Source organism: Modestobacter versicolor (assembly GCF_041028285.1).
In the GTDB taxonomy this organism is placed as follows: domain Bacteria; phylum Actinomycetota; class Actinomycetes; order Mycobacteriales; family Geodermatophilaceae; genus Modestobacter; species Modestobacter versicolor_A.
In genome coordinates this window covers 101,309-117,638 of record NZ_JABGDB010000001.1, presented here as the reverse complement: position 1 = coordinate 117,638, position 16,330 = coordinate 101,309, and the positions used below count along the sequence as shown (strand labels likewise).

17 protein-coding genes are annotated in these 16,330 nt (G+C 73.8%); 15 read left to right on the top strand and 2 right to left on the bottom strand.

Annotated elements, in window-relative coordinates; translation table 11 throughout:
• The first annotated feature begins 3 nt into the window (after positions 1-3).
• The 15 genes from HL054_RS00580 to HL054_RS00510 all read left to right on the top strand — a co-directional run bounded on the left by HL054_RS00580 (position 4) and on the right by HL054_RS00510 (position 14,518).
• Entirely contained in the window at positions 4-774 is a 771-nt protein-coding gene (locus HL054_RS00580; protein WP_369136738.1) for a motility protein A, read from the top strand.
• Positions 771-1,751 (top strand): flagellar motor protein MotB, encoded by a 981-nt coding sequence (locus HL054_RS00575; protein WP_369136737.1) that lies wholly within the window; start codon positions 771-773, stop codon positions 1,749-1,751. Before HL054_RS00580 ends, HL054_RS00575 begins: the two co-directional genes overlap by 4 nt.
• Positions 1,748-2,230: a flagellar basal body-associated FliL family protein gene (locus HL054_RS00570; RefSeq protein ID WP_369136736.1), complete on the top strand. Its 483-nt coding sequence runs from the start codon at positions 1,748-1,750 to the stop codon at positions 2,228-2,230. Before HL054_RS00575 ends, HL054_RS00570 begins: the two co-directional genes overlap by 4 nt.
• A gap of 142 nt (positions 2,231-2,372) precedes the next feature.
• The gene (locus HL054_RS00565; RefSeq protein ID WP_369136735.1) at positions 2,373-3,350 is read left to right on the top strand and encodes a flagellar motor switch protein FliM; all 978 of its coding nucleotides are present in this window, start codon (positions 2,373-2,375) and stop codon (positions 3,348-3,350) included.
• On the top strand, positions 3,347-4,087 hold the full coding sequence (gene fliN, locus HL054_RS00560) for a flagellar motor switch protein FliN (RefSeq protein ID WP_369136734.1): 741 nt from the start codon (positions 3,347-3,349) through the stop codon (positions 4,085-4,087). Before HL054_RS00565 ends, fliN begins: the two co-directional genes overlap by 4 nt.
• Before the next feature lie 154 nt (positions 4,088-4,241).
• Positions 4,242-4,670 carry a FliO/MopB family protein gene (locus tag HL054_RS00555; RefSeq protein ID WP_369136733.1) on the top strand — a complete coding sequence of 143 codons (429 nt, stop codon included), beginning with the start codon at positions 4,242-4,244 and terminating at the stop codon, positions 4,668-4,670.
• Positions 4,667-5,533, top strand: a complete 867-nt coding sequence (gene fliP / locus HL054_RS00550; protein ID WP_369136732.1) for a flagellar type III secretion system pore protein FliP — start codon at positions 4,667-4,669, stop codon at positions 5,531-5,533. The genes HL054_RS00555 and fliP overlap by 4 nt, the downstream gene beginning before the upstream one ends.
• Positions 5,530-5,805, top strand: a complete 276-nt coding sequence (gene fliQ, locus HL054_RS00545; protein WP_369136731.1) for a flagellar biosynthesis protein FliQ — start codon at positions 5,530-5,532, stop codon at positions 5,803-5,805. The genes fliP and fliQ overlap by 4 nt, the downstream gene beginning before the upstream one ends.
• 7 nt (positions 5,806-5,812) lie before the next feature.
• Positions 5,813-6,577 (top strand): flagellar biosynthetic protein FliR, encoded by a 765-nt coding sequence (gene fliR, locus HL054_RS00540; protein WP_369136730.1) that lies wholly within the window; start codon positions 5,813-5,815, stop codon positions 6,575-6,577.
• 24 nt (positions 6,578-6,601) lie between these two features.
• Positions 6,602-7,735, top strand: coding sequence for an EscU/YscU/HrcU family type III secretion system export apparatus switch protein (locus HL054_RS00535; RefSeq protein WP_369136729.1), 1,134 nt, complete (start codon positions 6,602-6,604; stop codon positions 7,733-7,735).
• A 196-nt stretch (positions 7,736-7,931) separates the two neighbouring features.
• Positions 7,932-9,977: a flagellar biosynthesis protein FlhA gene (gene flhA, locus HL054_RS00530; protein WP_369136728.1), complete on the top strand. Its 2,046-nt coding sequence runs from the start codon at positions 7,932-7,934 to the stop codon at positions 9,975-9,977.
• Positions 9,958-13,209: a hypothetical protein gene (locus tag HL054_RS00525; RefSeq protein ID WP_369136727.1), complete on the top strand. Its 3,252-nt coding sequence runs from the start codon at positions 9,958-9,960 to the stop codon at positions 13,207-13,209. The genes flhA and HL054_RS00525 overlap by 20 nt, the downstream gene beginning before the upstream one ends.
• Positions 13,206-13,457 carry a hypothetical protein gene (locus HL054_RS00520; protein ID WP_369136726.1) on the top strand — a complete coding sequence of 84 codons (252 nt, stop codon included), beginning with the start codon at positions 13,206-13,208 and terminating at the stop codon, positions 13,455-13,457. The genes HL054_RS00525 and HL054_RS00520 overlap by 4 nt, the downstream gene beginning before the upstream one ends.
• Before the next feature lie 147 nt (positions 13,458-13,604).
• Entirely contained in the window at positions 13,605-13,769 is a 165-nt protein-coding gene (locus HL054_RS00515; protein ID WP_369136725.1) for a hypothetical protein, read from the top strand.
• Between the two features lie 158 nt (positions 13,770-13,927).
• Positions 13,928-14,518 (top strand): hypothetical protein, encoded by a 591-nt coding sequence (locus HL054_RS00510; protein WP_369136724.1) that lies wholly within the window; start codon positions 13,928-13,930, stop codon positions 14,516-14,518.
• Between the two features lie 76 nt (positions 14,519-14,594).
• Here the strand turns inward: HL054_RS00510 and HL054_RS00505 are convergent, their stop codons facing one another.
• Together HL054_RS00505 and HL054_RS00500 are read right to left on the bottom strand one after the other, a co-directional pair.
• On the bottom strand, positions 14,595-15,890 hold the full coding sequence (locus HL054_RS00505; protein WP_369136723.1) for a PhoH family protein: 1,296 nt from the start codon (positions 15,888-15,890) through the stop codon (positions 14,595-14,597).
• Between the two features lie 263 nt (positions 15,891-16,153).
• The gene (locus HL054_RS00500) at positions 16,154-16,327 is read right to left on the bottom strand and encodes a hypothetical protein (protein WP_369136722.1); all 174 of its coding nucleotides are present in this window, start codon (positions 16,325-16,327) and stop codon (positions 16,154-16,156) included.
• Positions 16,328-16,330 lie beyond the last annotated feature (3 nt).

Here is a 16,330-nt window from a genome sequence, read left to right as displayed (position 1 = left end):
GCCATGGACCCCGTCACCCTCATCGGCTTCGTCATCTCGCTGGTCGCGTTCCTCGTCTTCATGGTGCTCGAGGGCGCCAGCCCGGGATCGCTGATCTTCCTGCCGGCGATCATCCTCGTCATCGTCGCCACCTTCGGCGCTGCGCTGGCCAGCCAGACCACGGCCGACATGAAGAAGATCCCGACCTGGTTCAAGATGGCGGTCCTGCCGGCCAAGGTGCCCGCGGCCACCGAGCAGATCCAGACCCTGGTCACCCTGGCCGAGAAGGCGCGCAAGGAGGGCCTGCTGGCCCTCGAGGCCGAGGTCAAGAAGATCGAGTCGCCGTTCCTCAAGCGCGGTCTGCAGATGAGCATCGACGGCACCGACCCCGAGGACCTGCGCACCATCCTGGAGGGTGAGATCGCGGCCAAGAAGGCCGAGGACAAGGTCGCCGCCAAGTTCTTCACCGCGATGGGCGGCTACGCCCCGACCATCGGCATCCTCGGCTGCATCGTCGGCCTGATGAACGTGATGGGGAGCCTCAGCAACCCCGAGGCGCTGGGCCCGATGGTCTCCGCGGCCTTCATCGCCACGCTGTGGGGCGTCATGGCGGCCAACTTCTGGTTCCTGCCGATGGGCGCCAAGATCACCCGGGTCAGCGAGCTGCAGGCCGCCCAGATGGAGCTGCTGGTCGAGGGGATCGCCGAGATCCAGGCCGGCACCAGCCCGCGCACCGTGCGGGCCAAGCTCACCTCGCTGGTGCCGCCGAGTGAGCAACAGCGCGACGCGGCATGAGCAAGAACGCCGCCAAGAGCGGCCACGGCGGGCACGGCCACCGCCGGGCCAAGAAGCACGAGGAGGAGGAGCACGAGAACCACGAACGGTGGCTCGTCTCCGGCTTCGACATGATGACGCTGCTGTTCGTGCTCTTCGTCGTCCTCTACGCGATGAGCTCGATCGACGCGGCCAAGTTCACCGCCTTCGCCCAGGGCGCCCGGGAGGGCGCCGGTGCCCCGATCACCATCCTCAACGACGGTGCCGCGATCGACGCGCCGGTGGAGAACGACAGCCCGCTCAAGCCGGTGCAGGTGGCCCAGGAGGCCGCCATCGACGGCACGCAGCAGACCGCCGCCGAGGCCGCCGCCGCGGAGGCCGCGGCCGCGCTGGAGGCCCAGCAGACCGCGGCCGAGGCCGCCGCCGCCTACGACCAGCTGGCTGCTGCCCGGGAGGCGCTGGCCGCCGGGCTGGCCGCCGCCGGGCAGAGCGGTGCGGCCGAGTTCGTCATCGACGAGCGGGGGCTGGTCGTGCACGTGGTGTCCGACCCGGTCCTCTTCGCCCCCGAGTCCGCCGTGCTGCAGCCGCAGGGCACGACCGTCCTGGACGCGCTCGCCCCGACGCTGGCCGGCCTGCCCAACCAGCTGCGGGTCGAGGGCCACGCCAACTCGCTGCCGGTCACCCGTGGCGGCCCCTGGCCCTCGAACTGGGAGCTGTCGGCCATCCGCGCGACGACCGTGCTGCGGCACCTCGCCGAGGCCGACGGCGTGGCCGGTGAGCGGATGTCGGCCGCGGGCTACGGCAGCACCCGGCCGCTGGTGCCCGACTCCGACCCGAGCTACGTGACGGTCAACCGGCGGGTCGACATCGTCGTCCTGTCCGACGCCTCGGCCGAGGCCAACGCCCTCCTGCCCGGGCTGGAGGCGGCGGCCGCCGCCGCCCCGGCGGGCCCCGGACCCACCACCCACACCAGCACCTCCGGAGGAGGACACGGATGAGCAAGGACAAGGACACCACGAAGGCAGCGCCGGCGGACGGCGAGGCCGAAGAGGGCGGCGGCAAGAAGAAGCTGCTGGTCATCGCACTGGTCGCGGTCCTGGCGCTCGGCGCCGCGGCGTACTTCTTCCTCTTCAGCGGCGGCTCGGCGGAGGCCGAGCCCGCACCCGAGGCGGGCAGCGTCGTGCTGACCGTCGAGCCGGTCGCGATCAACCTGGCCGGCGGCAGCTACCTGAAGTTCGGGTTCGCCATGCAGTTCTCGCTGACCTACGACGAGCACGCCGGCGGCGGGCACGGCGGTGGCGGGACCCCGGACGGCTCGAAGGCGCTGGACATCGCGATCGCGCAGTTCTCCGGCGCCAGCCTGTCCGACGTCCAGGTGAACCGGGAGGCGATGAAGGCGGCCTTCGAGGCGGCGGTCATCGAGGCCTACCACGGCGACGTGTACGAGGTGTACTACACGGAGTACGTCACCCAGTGACCGGAGGGGCGCCGGCCCGGCCGGCGCTCCTCCTCCCCCACCGTCCCCACGGGGACGCACCCGTCCCAGCCGCTGCCGGAGTCCCGGCACCGGCCGGGCCCGGCGGTCAGGGTCGGCCCACCCCCCGCCGATGAGGACATGCGTGAGCCTGTCCGACACCGTGGCCGACGCGCCGAGCGTGCCTGCCCCCCGGAGCCCCGAGGGGCAGGGCCGCTCCGCGCGGCGGCGCGAGCCGCGCACCTACGACTTCCGCCGCCCGACGAAGCTCTCCCGCGAGCACGTCCGGATCCTGCAGATCACCCAGGAGTCCTTCGCCCGCCAGGCGACGACGACCATGACGTCGCTGCTGCGCACCGGCGTCCGCGTCGAGCTGACCGGGATCGAGCAGTTCTCCTACGACGACTACATCGCCACGCTGCCGGCGTCCTACTTCGTGGCGACGTTCACCCTGGAGCCGCTCGCCGGCAAGGGCGCGCTCGCCTGGCCGCTGGACACCGCGATGGCCATGGTCGACCACATGCTGGGCGGCTCCGGCGCCGGTGACCAGCCGAACCGGCCGATGACCGGCATGGAGAGCGCCATCACCAGCCACCTGCTGGACCGGCTGCTCGACGAGCTCGGGCAGGCCTTCGCCCCGGTGACGGCGCTGACGCCGGTGCTCGACAGCGTCGAGTACAACCCGCAGCTGGCCCAGGCCGCCGCCGGCTCGGAGACGGTCATGGTGGCGACCTACAGCATGCGGATCGGGAGCCGGGAGCCGCAGGTCACCCTGGTGCTGCCGTTCTCCTCCTTCGCCGCCCCGCTGAACAACGCCGCCTCCCCGCAGCTGTCGGAGTCCGCGAAGCACAAGCGGCAGCGGGCGCTGGCCGCGCTCACCGAGCGGCTCAACGACGTCCCCGTCGACGTCAGCGTGCGCTTCCACCCCATCGAGGTGCCCTCGGGTGACCTGCTGAGCCTGGCCGTCGGCGACGTGCTGCTGCTGCGGCACGCGCAGGACAGCCCGCTGCAGGTCACCACGAACGACGTCACCTTCGCGCACGCGCTCCCGAGCAACCACCGGCGCCGACTGGCCGCCGAGATCGTCCCCGTCACCGCGACCGGCGGAAAGGACCCCGCATGACCACCGCCTTCGGTACCTCGTCCGACTCCCAGACCATCGCCACGGCCGTCGCGGCCGCGGCCCAGGCGGCCGCGGCCGCGATGCCGGCCGAGCTGGACCTGCGCGCCGGTGAGACGGTGGCCGACCCCGAGTCGGTCCCGCTCCCGCCCGCCCCGGGCGCCGCCGTCACCGCGGCGCTGGGCGGCGAGGTCAGCGGCGACATCGTCCTGGTGCTGTCGGAGGAGATCGTCAGCGCGCTGACCAACTCCCCGGTCGGGCCGATGGACGTCGCCACCGCGCTGCGCCCCGCGCTGGAGGCCGCCGCGTCCGCGCTGGGCCGGGTGCGGGTCGCCGCCGAGCGGGTCGAGGACGTCGTCCCGGCGCTCGACGGGCTCCGCGACAAGGGCGTCTTCCTGGCCGTGCCGCTGGTGAGCGGCGGCGAGGTGGCCGCGACGCTGGCCCTGCAGGTGACCCTGCCCCGGCCCCGCGAGCGCCGCGGCAGCCTGGACCTGCTGCGCAACGTGGCCATGGAGGTCACCGTCGAGATCGGTCGCACCCGGATGACGGTGTCCGAGCTGCTCTCGCTGCACCCCGGTGAGGTCATCGAGCTGGACCGCGCCGCCGGCGCCCCGGCCGACCTGCTGGTCAACGGCACGCTCATCGCCCGCGGCGAGATCGTCGTGGTCGACGAGGACTTCGGGCTGCGGATCAGCGAGATCGTCACGGACGCCACCGAGTACGGAGCGCCGGGCGCATGACGTCGAAGCCGACCAGCGAGCGAGCATCGCAGGGAGATGCGCCGAGCGGAGCGGCCGTGAGCATCGCAGCGAGCGCCAGCGAGCGAGGAGCGGAGCGGCCGCGGGAGCGAGCCGTTCTCTCGACCGAGGAGCGGAACGAGCCCGGAGGCGAGCGATGACCTGGATGGTCATCCGGCTGGTGCTGTGCCTGGCCTTCGTGGGGGGCGTGCTGCTCTTCGCCAGCCGGGTCGCCCAGAAGCGCGGGCTCGGCGGCACCACCGGCGTGATCGAGGTCGTCGCCCGGCAGCGCATGGGCCGCGCCAGCAGCGTGTCGGTCCTCCGGGTCGCCGGGCGGGTGCTGGTCGTCGGCTCCACCGAGGAGCAGGTCACCCTGCTCGCCGAGGTCGAGGACGAGGAGCTGGCCACGGCGATGGCCGGCGCCGCCCGTCCCACTGCCGACGGCGAGCCCGCCCAGGTGCCGTCCCCGCGGGCGGCGCTGCCGTCCGCCCCCGGCTCCGGGGTGCTGGCCGGCTCGGTGCTCGACCGCGGCACGTGGACGACGGTGGTGCAGGAGCTGCGCGAGCGGACGGTGCGCCGCTCATGACCCCCCTCCCCCGCCTGCTGCCGGCCACCGCGTCCGCCGCAGGCGCCTCAGCCGTGCCCCGGGCCCGCCGCTTCCTGTGGCTGCTGCCGCTGCTGGTGCTCGCCGCGGTGTCGGCGATGGTGCTGCTGGCCGACCCCGCCTCCGCCGCCCCGACGGCCCCGACCGCCCCGGTGGCGCCGGTCGACCCGGTCTCCCCGGTGGTCGACAGCGGGGTGAGCATCAACGTCGGCGGCAACAGCCCGAGCACCGCGGTGACGCTGATCCTGGCGATCACGGTGCTGTCCATCGCGCCGTCCGCGCTGCTGCTGGTCACCTCGTTCACCAAGATCCTGGTGGTCCTGTCGCTGACCCGGAACGCGCTGGGGCTGCCGACGTCGCCGCCGAACCAGGTGCTCACCGGCATCGCGCTGTTCCTGACGATCTTCGTGATGGGCCCGGTGTTCGGCGACATCAACGACCTCGCCGTCCAGCCCTACCTGGACGGGGCGATCACCGCCTCGCAGGCCTACGACGCCGGTGAGGCGCCGTTGCGCACCTTCCTGCTGGACAACACGCGGGACGACGAGCTGAAGCTGATGATCGGCCTGTCCGGCGAGGAGGCGCCCGCGGACGCGGGGTCGGTCAGCATGCTCACCCTGGTGCCGGCCTTCGTGCTGTCGGAGCTCAAGAGCGCCTTCATCATCGGGCTGGTCATCTTCATCCCGTTCCTGGTGCTGGACATGATCGTCAGCGCCGCGCTGATGGCGATGGGCATGATGATGGTGCCGCCGTCGGTCGTCTCGCTGCCGTTCAAGCTGCTGCTGTTCGTGGTCGTCGACGGCTGGGGCCTGATCGCCACCGCGTTGGTCGGGTCCTACACATGAGCGACGCCGACGTCACGGAGATCGCCACCCAGACGATGCTGGTGGGCGCGAAGGTGGCCGCCCCGATCCTGCTCACCGCCCTGCTGGTCGGCTTCATGATCTCGCTGTTCCAGGCGGCGACCCAGATCCAGGAACCGACGCTGTCGTTCGTGCCGAAGATGATCGCGGTGGCCATCGCGCTGCTGGTGACCGGCAACTGGGTGCTGGCGGAGCTGGTCTCCTTCACCAACCAGCTGTTCGAGTCGCTGCCGCGGTTGCTCGGCAAGGGCTGAGGTCGCGGTGGACCTCGAGGTCCCCTCCGCGACCCTGGCCGCGCTGCTGCTGGCCAGCGCACGGGCCACCGGCTTCATCGCCCTCGCCCCGCCGTTCAACTCCAACGGCATCCCGGCCGCGGTCAAGGGCGCGCTCGGCCTGGCGCTGTCGCTGGTGGTCTTCCCGCACATCTCCGGGACGCTGCCGGCCATCACCGCCGGCTTCCTGGTGGTCGCGGCGATCACCGAGGCGGTCATCGGCGCGGCCCTGGGCTTCCTCGTCCAGGTGCTGTTCACCGCCGTCCAGCTGGCCGGCGACATCATCGACGTCACCGGCGGCTTCTCGCTGCAGCCGGCCTACGACCCGATGTCGCTGTCGACGCACGGCGTCATCGGCCGGCTGCACTACCTGCTGGCGATCACCCTGCTGTTCACCAGCGGCGGGCACCTGATGCTGGTGCGCGGTTTCGTCACCTCGTACGAGGGGCTGCCGGTCGGCGGCTCGATCCCGACGGCGCAGCTCGGCGAGGCGATGCTCACCGCCTTCACGATGATGTTCCTGGCCGCGCTGCAGATCGCCGGGCCGATGGTCGCCGTGCTGCTGCTGGCCGACGTCGCGCTGGCCCTGCTGTCCAAGGCGGCGCCGGCGCTGAACATCTTCGCCATCGGCTTCCCGGTCAAGATCATGGTGACCCTCACCCTGCTCGGCCTGACCTTCCCGCTGCTCCCCTCCGCGCTCGACGCGCTGATGGACACCGCCGTCGAGGGCATCACCGCCCTGAAGAGCGGCTGACGTGACCGGTCGGGGAGGTGACTGATGGCCAAGGACGGGCCCGGCGGTGAGAAGACAGAGAAGCCGACACCGCAGAAGCTCAAGAAGGCCCGCAAGGAAGGGCAGATCCCGCGCACCCAGGAGCTGGGCACCTGGCTCGGTGCGGCGGCGGCCAGCGTGCTGCTGCCGATGCTCGCGGGCAACGCCTTCGACGCCGTCCGGCAGCTGTTCGTGCAGGTCGGGGTGATCGCCAACGACCCCCAGCCCGCGGCGCTGTCCAGGCTGCTCGGCGAGGCGCTGGTGGTCTTCCTGACCACCATGCTCCCGATGGCGCTGGCCATGATGCTGATCGGCACCCTCGCCTCGGCCGCCCAGGGCGGGGTCACCCTCGCCACCAAGGGGATGAAGCCGACCCTCAAGAAGATCAACCCGTTCCCGGGCATCAAGCGCATGTTCGGCACCCAGGGCCTGTGGGAGGCGGTCAAGGCGCTGATCAAGACGGTCGCGCTGGCCGTCGTCATCATCACCACGTCGGACAAGGCCCAGACGTTGGTCTCGGCGTCCGGGGCGCTGCCGTTGTCCGAGATCGCCCGGGTCTTCACCGAGTCGGCGGTGTCGATGTTCCGCGTCGTCGGCTTCACCGGGCTGGCGATCGCGCTCGCCGACTACGTCGTCGTCCGCCACAAGATGATGAAGCAGCTCAAGATGAGCCAGTACGAGATCAAGCAGGAGCACAAGCAGTCCGAGGGCGACCCGCACATGAAGGCGCAGCGCCGCGCCACCCAGATGGCGATGTCGCGCAACCGGATGATGTCGGAGATGGCGGACGCCGACGTCCTGCTGGTCAACCCCACGCACGTGGCCGTGGCGCTGAAGTACGACCCGCTCAAGGGCGCGCCGCGGGTGGTGGCCAAGGGCGCCGGCGAGGTGGCCGCCCGGCTGCGCGCCCGGGCCGAGGAGTGCCGGGTGCCGATGGTGCAGGACGTCCCGCTGGCCCGCGCCCTGCACTCCTCCTGCGAGCTCGGCCAGGAGGTGCCCGCGCAGCTGTTCACCGCCGTGGCCCGGGTGCTGGCCTTCGTCATGCACCTGTCGGCCCGCGGCGTGCGCGGCGGGATGCACCGGCCCGGCTTCGAGGCACCGGCCCTCGAGGGGCTGCCCAAGGCAGGCCGCCGCCGCTGACGCACCCGCCCCGAGAGCCCCGCCGTCCCCTCCCGCCGCCCCGTCCTGAGGCCGCCGGAGCTGCTGTGACGGACGGGGCTGTGCGGCATGACCGTCCCCCCGGTCGCGGTACCGAGCCTCCCCGGCACTGCCGAGAACGGCTCTGAGGGGCGCACCGCCTCAACACCGGAGCGTCACCGCACAGGAACGAGGGCCCGTGGGAAAGCTGACGAAGGCCGCCGTCCCCATCGGGGTCGTCTCCATCGTCCTGATGCTCGTCGTCCCGCTGCCGGCCGCCGTGCTGGACCTGCTGATCGCGCTGAACATCGTCGGGTCGCTGCTGATCCTGCTGGTGTCGATGCAGATCAAGCGCCCCCTGGACTTCGCGATCTTCCCGTCGCTGGTGCTCATCGCCACGCTGATGCGGCTCGCGCTCAACGTCTCCTCGACCCGGCTGGTGCTCACCGACGGCTACGCCGGCAAGGTGATCGAGGCCTTCGGGCACTTCGTCATCGGCGGCTCGCTCATCGTCGGCCTGGTGATCTTCGTGATCCTCACGATCATCCAGTTCGTCGTCATCACCAACGGTGCCGGCCGCGTCGCCGAGGTCGGGGCCCGCTTCACCCTCGACGCGATGCCCGGCAAGCAGATGGCCATCGACGCCGACCTCAACGCCGGCCTGATCAACGAGAAGCAGGCCCGCAAGCGCCGCTCCGAGGTCACCGCCGAGGCCGACTTCTACGGCTCGATGGACGGCGCCAGCAAGTTCGTCAAGGGCGACGCCATCGCCGCGATCATCGTGACGCTGATCAACCTGATCGGCGGCTTCGCGATCGGCATCATGCAGCGCGGCATGGCCCCCGGCGAGGCCGTCTCCACCTACTCGCTGCTCACCGTCGGCGACGGGCTGGTCTCCCAGATCCCGGCCCTGCTGATCTCCACCGCGACCGGCCTCATCGTCACCCGCTCGGCGTCCCAGGGCGACATGGGCAGCGACCTGGTCCGGCAGCTGAGCCGCAACAAGCAGCCGGTGCGGATCGCGGGCATCGCGGCCATCGCGCTGTGCCTCATCCCCGGGCTCCCCAAGCTGCCCTTCCTCCTGGTCGGCGCGGTGCTGCTCTTCCTCGCCACCCGGCTGACCGACGCCGTGGACGACGACGACGACGCCGCCGAGCCGGGCGAGAGCGCCCCTGCCGAGGCCATGCCGGACTCCCCCGAGGCGATCGTCGACCGGATGCGCGTCGACCCGCTGGAGCTCGAGGTCGCCTTCGACCTGGTCGAGCTGGTGGACACCGCCCGCGGCGGCGACCTGCTGGACCGGGTCAAGGCGCTGCGCCGCAAGGTCGCGATGGAGACCGGCCTGGTCATCCCGCTGGTGCGCACCCGGGACAACCTCGACCTGCCGGCGTCCCAGTACGTCATCTGGCTCAACGGCGTCCCCGCGGCCAAGGGCATCTCGCCCGCCGGCACGGTGCTGGCCATCGGCGACCACCTGGACGGGCTGCCCGGCAAGGCCACCCGCGAGCCGGTCTTCGGGCTGGCGGCCAAGTGGGTGCCCGCCGAACTGCAGCGCCAGGCCGAGATGGCCGGCGCGACCGTCGTCGACCGCTCCTCGGTCATCACCACCCACCTGGCCGAGGTGGTCCGGCAGAACGCCGCCGCGCTGCTGGGCCGGGAGGACGTGAAGGTGCTGGTGGAGATGGTCCGCCGCTCGCACCCCGCCGTCGTCGAGGAGCTCACCCCGAGCCTGCTCAGCCTCGGCGAGGTGCAGCGGGTGCTGCAGTCGCTGCTGGACGAGGGCGTCTCCATCCGCGACCTGGTCCGGATCTTCGAGGCGCTGTCGCTGCGGGCCAAGGTCTCCACCGACCTCGACGGCCTGGTCGAGGCGGTGCGCGCCGCCCTCGGCGCGGCGATCAGCCACCCGTACGTCACCGAGGACGAGCGCCTGCACGTCATCACCCTGGAGCCGTCGTTCGAGCAGCGGCTGCTGGAGTCCGTCCGGCAGACCGAGGGCGGCCAGGTGCTGGCCCTCGACGGGCACACCGTCGACGTCCTGGTCCGCGGGTGCACCGAACTGCTCGACGAGGCGGAGCGGATGAACCTGTCCCCCGTGCTCGTGTGCTCGCCGCAGGTGCGAGCCGCCCTGTCCCGCCTGGTCCGCCAGGTCCTGCCCCGCCTGACGGTCATCTCGTACAGCGAGGTGTCCCGCACGGCACAGATCGAGTCCCTGGGAGTGGTGAGCGGTGCCGTCGCAATCCGTTGAGGCCGCCACGCGTGACGAGGCGATCGCCGCCGCGCGTGAGAAGTTCGGGCCCACCGCCCGGGTCGTCGGTGTCCGCCGCATCCGCTCCGGCGGGATGTTCGGCTTCTTCACCAACGAGCGCTACATCGCCGAGGTGGAGGTGACCAAGCCGGCACCGGTCGGTGGTCCGGACTCCGGGTCGCTGCTCAAGGTGGGGCCCCGCGAGGAGCGCCCGGCGGCGTCCATGGACGACCGGATGCGCGAGCTCGCCGACCTGCTCGGTGCCGCCCAGGAGCAGCAGCCGGTCGGTCTCTACGGCCGCACGGGTGCCGCGCCGGAGCCGGCGCCCGCCCGCGCCGCCACGGCCGGCCACCTCGCCGCCCTCGTCGACGACGACCGGCCGGCCCGCCGTCCGGCCGCGGACCGTCCCGCCGCCGCGGCGCGTTCGGGGTCCGCTGCGCCGTCAGGCCGGTTCGGTGCGGCGGTGGCCGACCGCTTCGGCGCACCTGCCTCGGTCCCGTCGCCGGCCCGCGTCGGCGCCGGCGCCCCGGGCGGCCGGTCGTCGGCCGCCCCGCAGCGGAGCGCCGCCAAGCCGTTCACCCCGGCCCGGCACACCCTGATGCTGTCGCCCGACGAGCTCGGCCCGCTGGCACCGGAGCCCGCCGAGCCGGTCGCCGAGCAGCCGGCCCGCCCCTCGCCGTTCGCCGCCGCCCTCACCCGGATGGTCGCCTCCAGCCCGGTCCAGGCGGCCGCCGAGGCCGCGGCGGACGCCGCTGCCGCCGAAGCCGCCGCCACCGAGACCGCCGCCGCGGACGCCGCCGCAGCCCAGGCCGCCGCCGTCGAGGCCGCTGCCGCCGAGGCCGCCCGGACCGCCGCTGCCCGGATCGACGCTGCCGCGGCCGAGGCCGCACGGCTCCGCGCCGAGGCCGCCGCCGCCGAGGCGGCCCGGTTGAAGGCTGCTGCTGCCGCCGCCGAGGCCGCCCGGGTCGAAGCGGAGGCCGCTGCCGCCGAGGCCGCCCGCGCCGAGACCGAGGCCGCCGCTGCCGAGGCGGCGCGGGTCGAGGCTGCCCGGGTCGAGGCTGCCCGGGTCGAGGCGCAGCGCCTGGAGGCTGCCCGGATCGAGGCCGCCCGGATCGAGGCCGCCCGCATCGAAGCCGCCCGCATCGAAGCCGCCCGCATCGAAGCCGCCCGCATCGAGGTTGCCCGGGTCGAGGCCGCCCGCATCGAAGCCGCCCGCATCGAGGCCGAGCGCGTCGAGGCTGCCCGGGTCGAGGCCGAGCGCGTCGAGGCTGCCCGGGTCGAGGCCCAGCGCCTGGAGGCTGCCCGGGTCGAGGCGGCCCGGATCGAGGCCGAGCGCGTCGAGGCTGCGCGGCTCGAGGCCGAGCGCGTTGCGGCCGAGGCCGCTGCGGCCGAGGTCGCACGGATCGAGGCCGCCCGCATCGAGGCGGCCCGTGACGAGGCTGCGCGCATCGAGTCGGAGCGGATCGCGGCCGAGCGCATCGAAGCCCAGCGCATCGAAGCCCAGCGCATCGAAGCCCAGCGCATCGAGGCCGAGCGTGTCGCCGCCGAGCGTGTCGCCGCCGAGCGTGTCGCCGCCGAGCGTGTCGCAGCCGAGGCCGCAGCCGTCGAGGCCGCCCGCAACGAAGCCGCGCGGATCGAGGCGGCCCGGATGGAAGCCGTCCGGATCGAGGAGGCCGCGGCTGCGGAGGTCGCTCGCCTCCGGGCCGAGGCCGCCGCCCGTGACGCGGCGCCGCTGTCGATGGTCGAGTCCGTCCGCAGCGCCGACGAGGAGCTCGCCGCGCTGCTGGAGGAGGTGCTCGCCGCCAACGGCTCCGGTCGCGGCCGGCACCGCCTCCCCGAGTCCCTGGCCGCCGCGGCCGCCGTCGCCGAGGCCACCGCGGTGGTCGAGGCCGCGGCGGAGTCCCTGCTGCCCGCCGCTGCCCCGGTCGCCGAGGAGCGGGTTCTCGACGTCCCCGAGCCGTGGGCCTACGAGACCCGCGGCGCGGAGCCCAGCGCCTACGACACCGGCTCCTACCGGACCGATGCCTCGCTGGCGCAGGCCTGGGCGAGCGAGGCCCGGGTGGCCCAGCGGGCCGCCCAGGTCGCCGCCGCGCAGAGCCTGGTCGTGGACGCCGTCGTCGTCGACGAGACCCCCGACGTCCGCCCGCTTGAGACGCGGCCGGTCGAGGACGACTTCTTCGCGGTGCCGGTCTCCCTCGCCCCGGCGATGGCCCGGACCGCGAGCGACCCGGCTCCCCTCGCCCTGGACGCCACCATGATCCTGCCGCCGCTGTCGCTGATGCCGCCGCAGCGGTTCGGGGGCGGGCTCCCGCCGGCGCTGCCCGGCCGCCCCGCCGTCCCCCCGGCCCGCCGTGGCCGCCCGCCGGTGCCCGCGGGCCGGCCGGCGCTGACCGGACGTCCCCCGGCGAGCACCGCCGCGGTGCCCATCACCTCCCGGTCGGCCGCCGGTGCGCTGCCGGCCTCGTCCGACGACGAGCCCCGCTCGCGGCTGGCGACGGTGACCCGGCTGGTCCCGGCCACGTCGTCGACCGCGCTGGTGCCGTTCACGATGAGCGGTTCCGAGGAGCTCGTCGTCCGGCTGCTGGCCCTGGGGCTGCCCGACTTCCTGCTGGGCGCCGACTTCACCGCCGACGTCGCCGCGCGCGGGGTCTACGCCGCGCTGACCCGCACCCTCGCCGAGCGCCTGCCGGAGGCACCGCGGCTCCCCACCGCGCCCGGCGACGTCCTGATGGTCGTCGGCCCCGGCGCGGAGACCTTCGCCGCGGCGCGCTCGCTCGCGGTCTCGCTGCGGCTGGCCCCCGAGGACGTGCAGTGGGCAGCCTCCGGTGCGCTCGCCGGGCTGGCCCCCGAGGCCAGCCGGATCACCACGCTGGAGACCGCGGTCGAGCGCCAGCGGGTCAGCACCGCCACCGGCGCCGTCACGGTCGTCGCCGTGGACGCCCCCCTGCGCACCGCCGGCGGACCCTGGCTGGAGCACATGCTCGCGGTCTGGTCGCCGACGGCCGTGTGGGCGGTGCTCGATGCCACCCGCAAGCCCGAGGACCTCGTGCCGTGGCTGGACGCGCTGCCCCGGCTCGACGCGGTCGTCGTCCAGGACACCGACTCCACCGCCGACCCCGCCGCCGTGCTCACCCACGTCCCGGTGCCGGTCGCGATGGTGGACGGCGCCCGGGCCACCGCCCACCGCTGGGCGTCGCTGCTGTGTGAGCGGCTGGAGGAGATGGACGCATGATCAGCCCGTTCCGCGGCGACGTCGTGCTGGCCGGCTTCGTGCTGGCCATCCCGGTGCTGCTGCTGGGGATGCGCGGTGACTTCTCCGTCGACGACGTGGTCACCCGGCTGCTGTGGTGCCTCGGCGCCGGCTGGCTCGCGGTGACCGTCGTCCGGCTGGCGAGCACCCCGCCGGCCCCGCGGACGGCGCCCACCGCGGCGGACCCGGCGTCCGGCGCCGACCCGGACAGCGAGCCCGCCCCCGCCTGACCTGCTCGCCGGCTCTTGCGGTGTCGTGCCCGCTCTTGCGGTGGTGCACCAGCGCAAGAGGCGCTGGACCACCGCAAGAGCCTGCGGCTGTCCACAGATCCGGACGACGGCCGTCCTGCCGACCCTCCGGCGGGCACGCTGCTCGGGGTGACCGATCCACGGGTCCTCCTACGTTCGGCGGCGCTCGATCAGGGGTTCAGCGACGGGGAGCTGGCGCGCGCAGTACGCCGCCAGGAACTCCACCTGCTGCAGCGCGGCGCCTACGTCGACGTGCCGCGGCCACCGAGGAGGACCGGCACCGGGCCGTCGTGACCGCGACGGTGGCCGGTTTGCGGCGGCCGGCGACCGTGAGCCACACGTCGGCGGCCGTCCTGCACGGGCTCCCCCTCTGGCGCACCCCGCTGCGGCGGGTCCACGTCCTCCGACAGCCGCCGGCGGCCGGCAGCGGGAGCAGCCGGGTCCACCTGCACGTGGCACTCCTCCCCGACGACCAGGTCACGGTCGTCGACGGCGTCGCGGTGACCGACCTCGCGCGCACCGTGGTCGACGTGGCGCGGTCCGTCCCGTTCGAGGCTGCGGTCGTGATCGCCGACGCGGCGCTGGCGCGGCGGCGCTGCACACCAGAGGAGCTGCGTTCCTGCCTCACTGGGATGGGGCCGGTCCCGGGCTCCCGCCAGGCGGCGCGGGTGCTCGCCTTCGCCGACGGGCGGAGCGAGAGCGTCGGGGAGACCCGCAGCCGGGTGCTGTTCCACCGGCTCGGGCTGCCGCCGCCGACGCCGCAGCTCGAGGTGCGTCGACCGGGCGGCGGCCTGATCGGGCGGTGCGACTTCGGCTGGGAGCAGCACCGCACGCTCGGCGAGTTCGACGGCCGGGTGAAGTACGGCCGGCTGCTGCGGCCCGGGCAGTCGGCCGGCGACGCGGTCCACGAGGAGAAGGTCCGCGAGGACGAGCTCCGGGACGTCGGCTGGCAGGTCACCCGCTGGACCTGGTCGGACCTCGACCGTCCGGCCGTGGTGGTCGACCGGCTGCAGCGGGCGTTCCGCCGTGGCCGGCGCCCGTGAGCCCGACTCTCGCGGTGTTCCTCCCGCTCTTGCGGTGCTGCAGCACCGCAAGAGCGGGAGGAGGACCGCAAGAGGGTCAGAGGGGGAGGTCCTCCAGCATCTCGGTGACCAGGGCGGCGATCGGGGAGCGCTCCGACCGGGTGAGGGTGACGTGGGCGAACAGCGGGTGGCCCTTGAGCGCCTCGATCACCGCGGTGACGCCGTCGTGCCGGCCGACCCGCAGGTTGTCCCGCTGCGCGACGTCGTGGGTGAGCACGACCCGGGAGTTGGTGCCCAGCCGGGACAGCACGGTCAGCAGCACGCCGCGCTCCAGCGACTGCGCCTCGTCGACGATCACGAACGAGTCGTGCAGCGACCGACCGCGGATGTGGGTCAGCGGGAGCACCTCGATCAGCCCGCGCGCCACGATCTCGTCCAGCACGTCGCCGCTGACCAGCGCGCCGAGGGTGTCGAAGACCGCCTGCGCCCAGGGCGCCATCTTCTCGCCCTCGCTGCCGGGCAGGTAGCCGAGCTCCTGGCCGCCGACGGCGTACAGCGGCCGGAAGATGACGACCTTCTTGTGCGCCCGCCGCTCCATGACCGACTCCAGGCCCGCGCACAGCGCCAGCGCCGACTTGCCGGTGCCGGCGCGGCCGCCCATCGACACGATGCCGATCTCCGGGTCCAGGAGCAGGTCCAGCGCGATGCGCTGCTCGGCGGACCGGCCGTGCAGCCCGAAGGCGTCCCGGTCGCCGCGGACCAGCCGCACCTGCTTGTCCGGCAGCACCCGGCCCAGCGCCGAGCCGCGGGCGGACAGCAGCACCAGCCCGGTGTGGGTGGGCAGTTCCGCGGCGGCCGGCAGGTACACCGACCCGCGCTCGTAGAGGGCCTGGATCTCCGGCTCGTCGACGGACAGCTCGGCCATCCCGGTCCAGCCCGCGTCGACCGCTCCCAGCGCGCGGTACTCGTCGGTCTCCAGCCCGAGCGCGGCGGCCTTGACCCGCAGCGGCACGTCCTTGGTGACCAGGCAGACGTCCCGGCCCTCGGCTCGCAGGTTCAGCGCGACCACCATGATCCGGCTGTCGTTGCTGTCGTTGCGGAAGCCGGCCGGCAGCGCCGAGGGGTCGCTGTGGTTCAGCTCGACGTGCAGCGTGCTGCCGCCGTCACCGATGGGCACCGGCGCGTCCAGCCGGCCGTGGGCGACCCGCAGGTCGTCGAGGGCCCGCAGCGTCTGCCGGGCGAACCAGCCCAGTTCCGGGTGGTCCCGCTTGGCCTCCAGCTCGCTGATGACGACCAGCGGCAGCACCACGTCGTGCCCGTCGAAGCGCAGCAGCGCACCCGGGTCGGACAGCAGGACGGAGGTGTCGAGGACGAACGTACGGCGAGTGCTCACGAGTCGACTCCCGTGGGGCGCACAGCGCGCCCCGGCTCGAAGGTGGCCGGGTCCCGGCGCAGGGGCCGGGACACGGCCCCTCTGGTCGACGTACGAAGTCGCACCAACCGGGCCTCCCGTGGTGGACGGGGTGGAACCCGTCCGCCACCACGGACGCTAGGCCCCGGGACCGACAAAAGCAGCGGCAGGACACGCCAACGGGTGACTCGTGAGGCATTCGTGAACTGCCGGAAACCTCCCGTTCAGCTGCCGCGAGGAGCCGCTCAGGGCTCCCGGCGGGGCCGGACGGCGACCAGCGCCCAGACCAGCGGCACCAGCAGCACCGGCCACTGCAGCGACAGGTCGCCGAGCCAGAGCAGGCCGCCGACCAGCAGCACGGCCAGCCAGCCCGCCGTCCAGAGCCCGAGGACCCGGCGTTCCCCCGGCGTCGCGCGCACCAC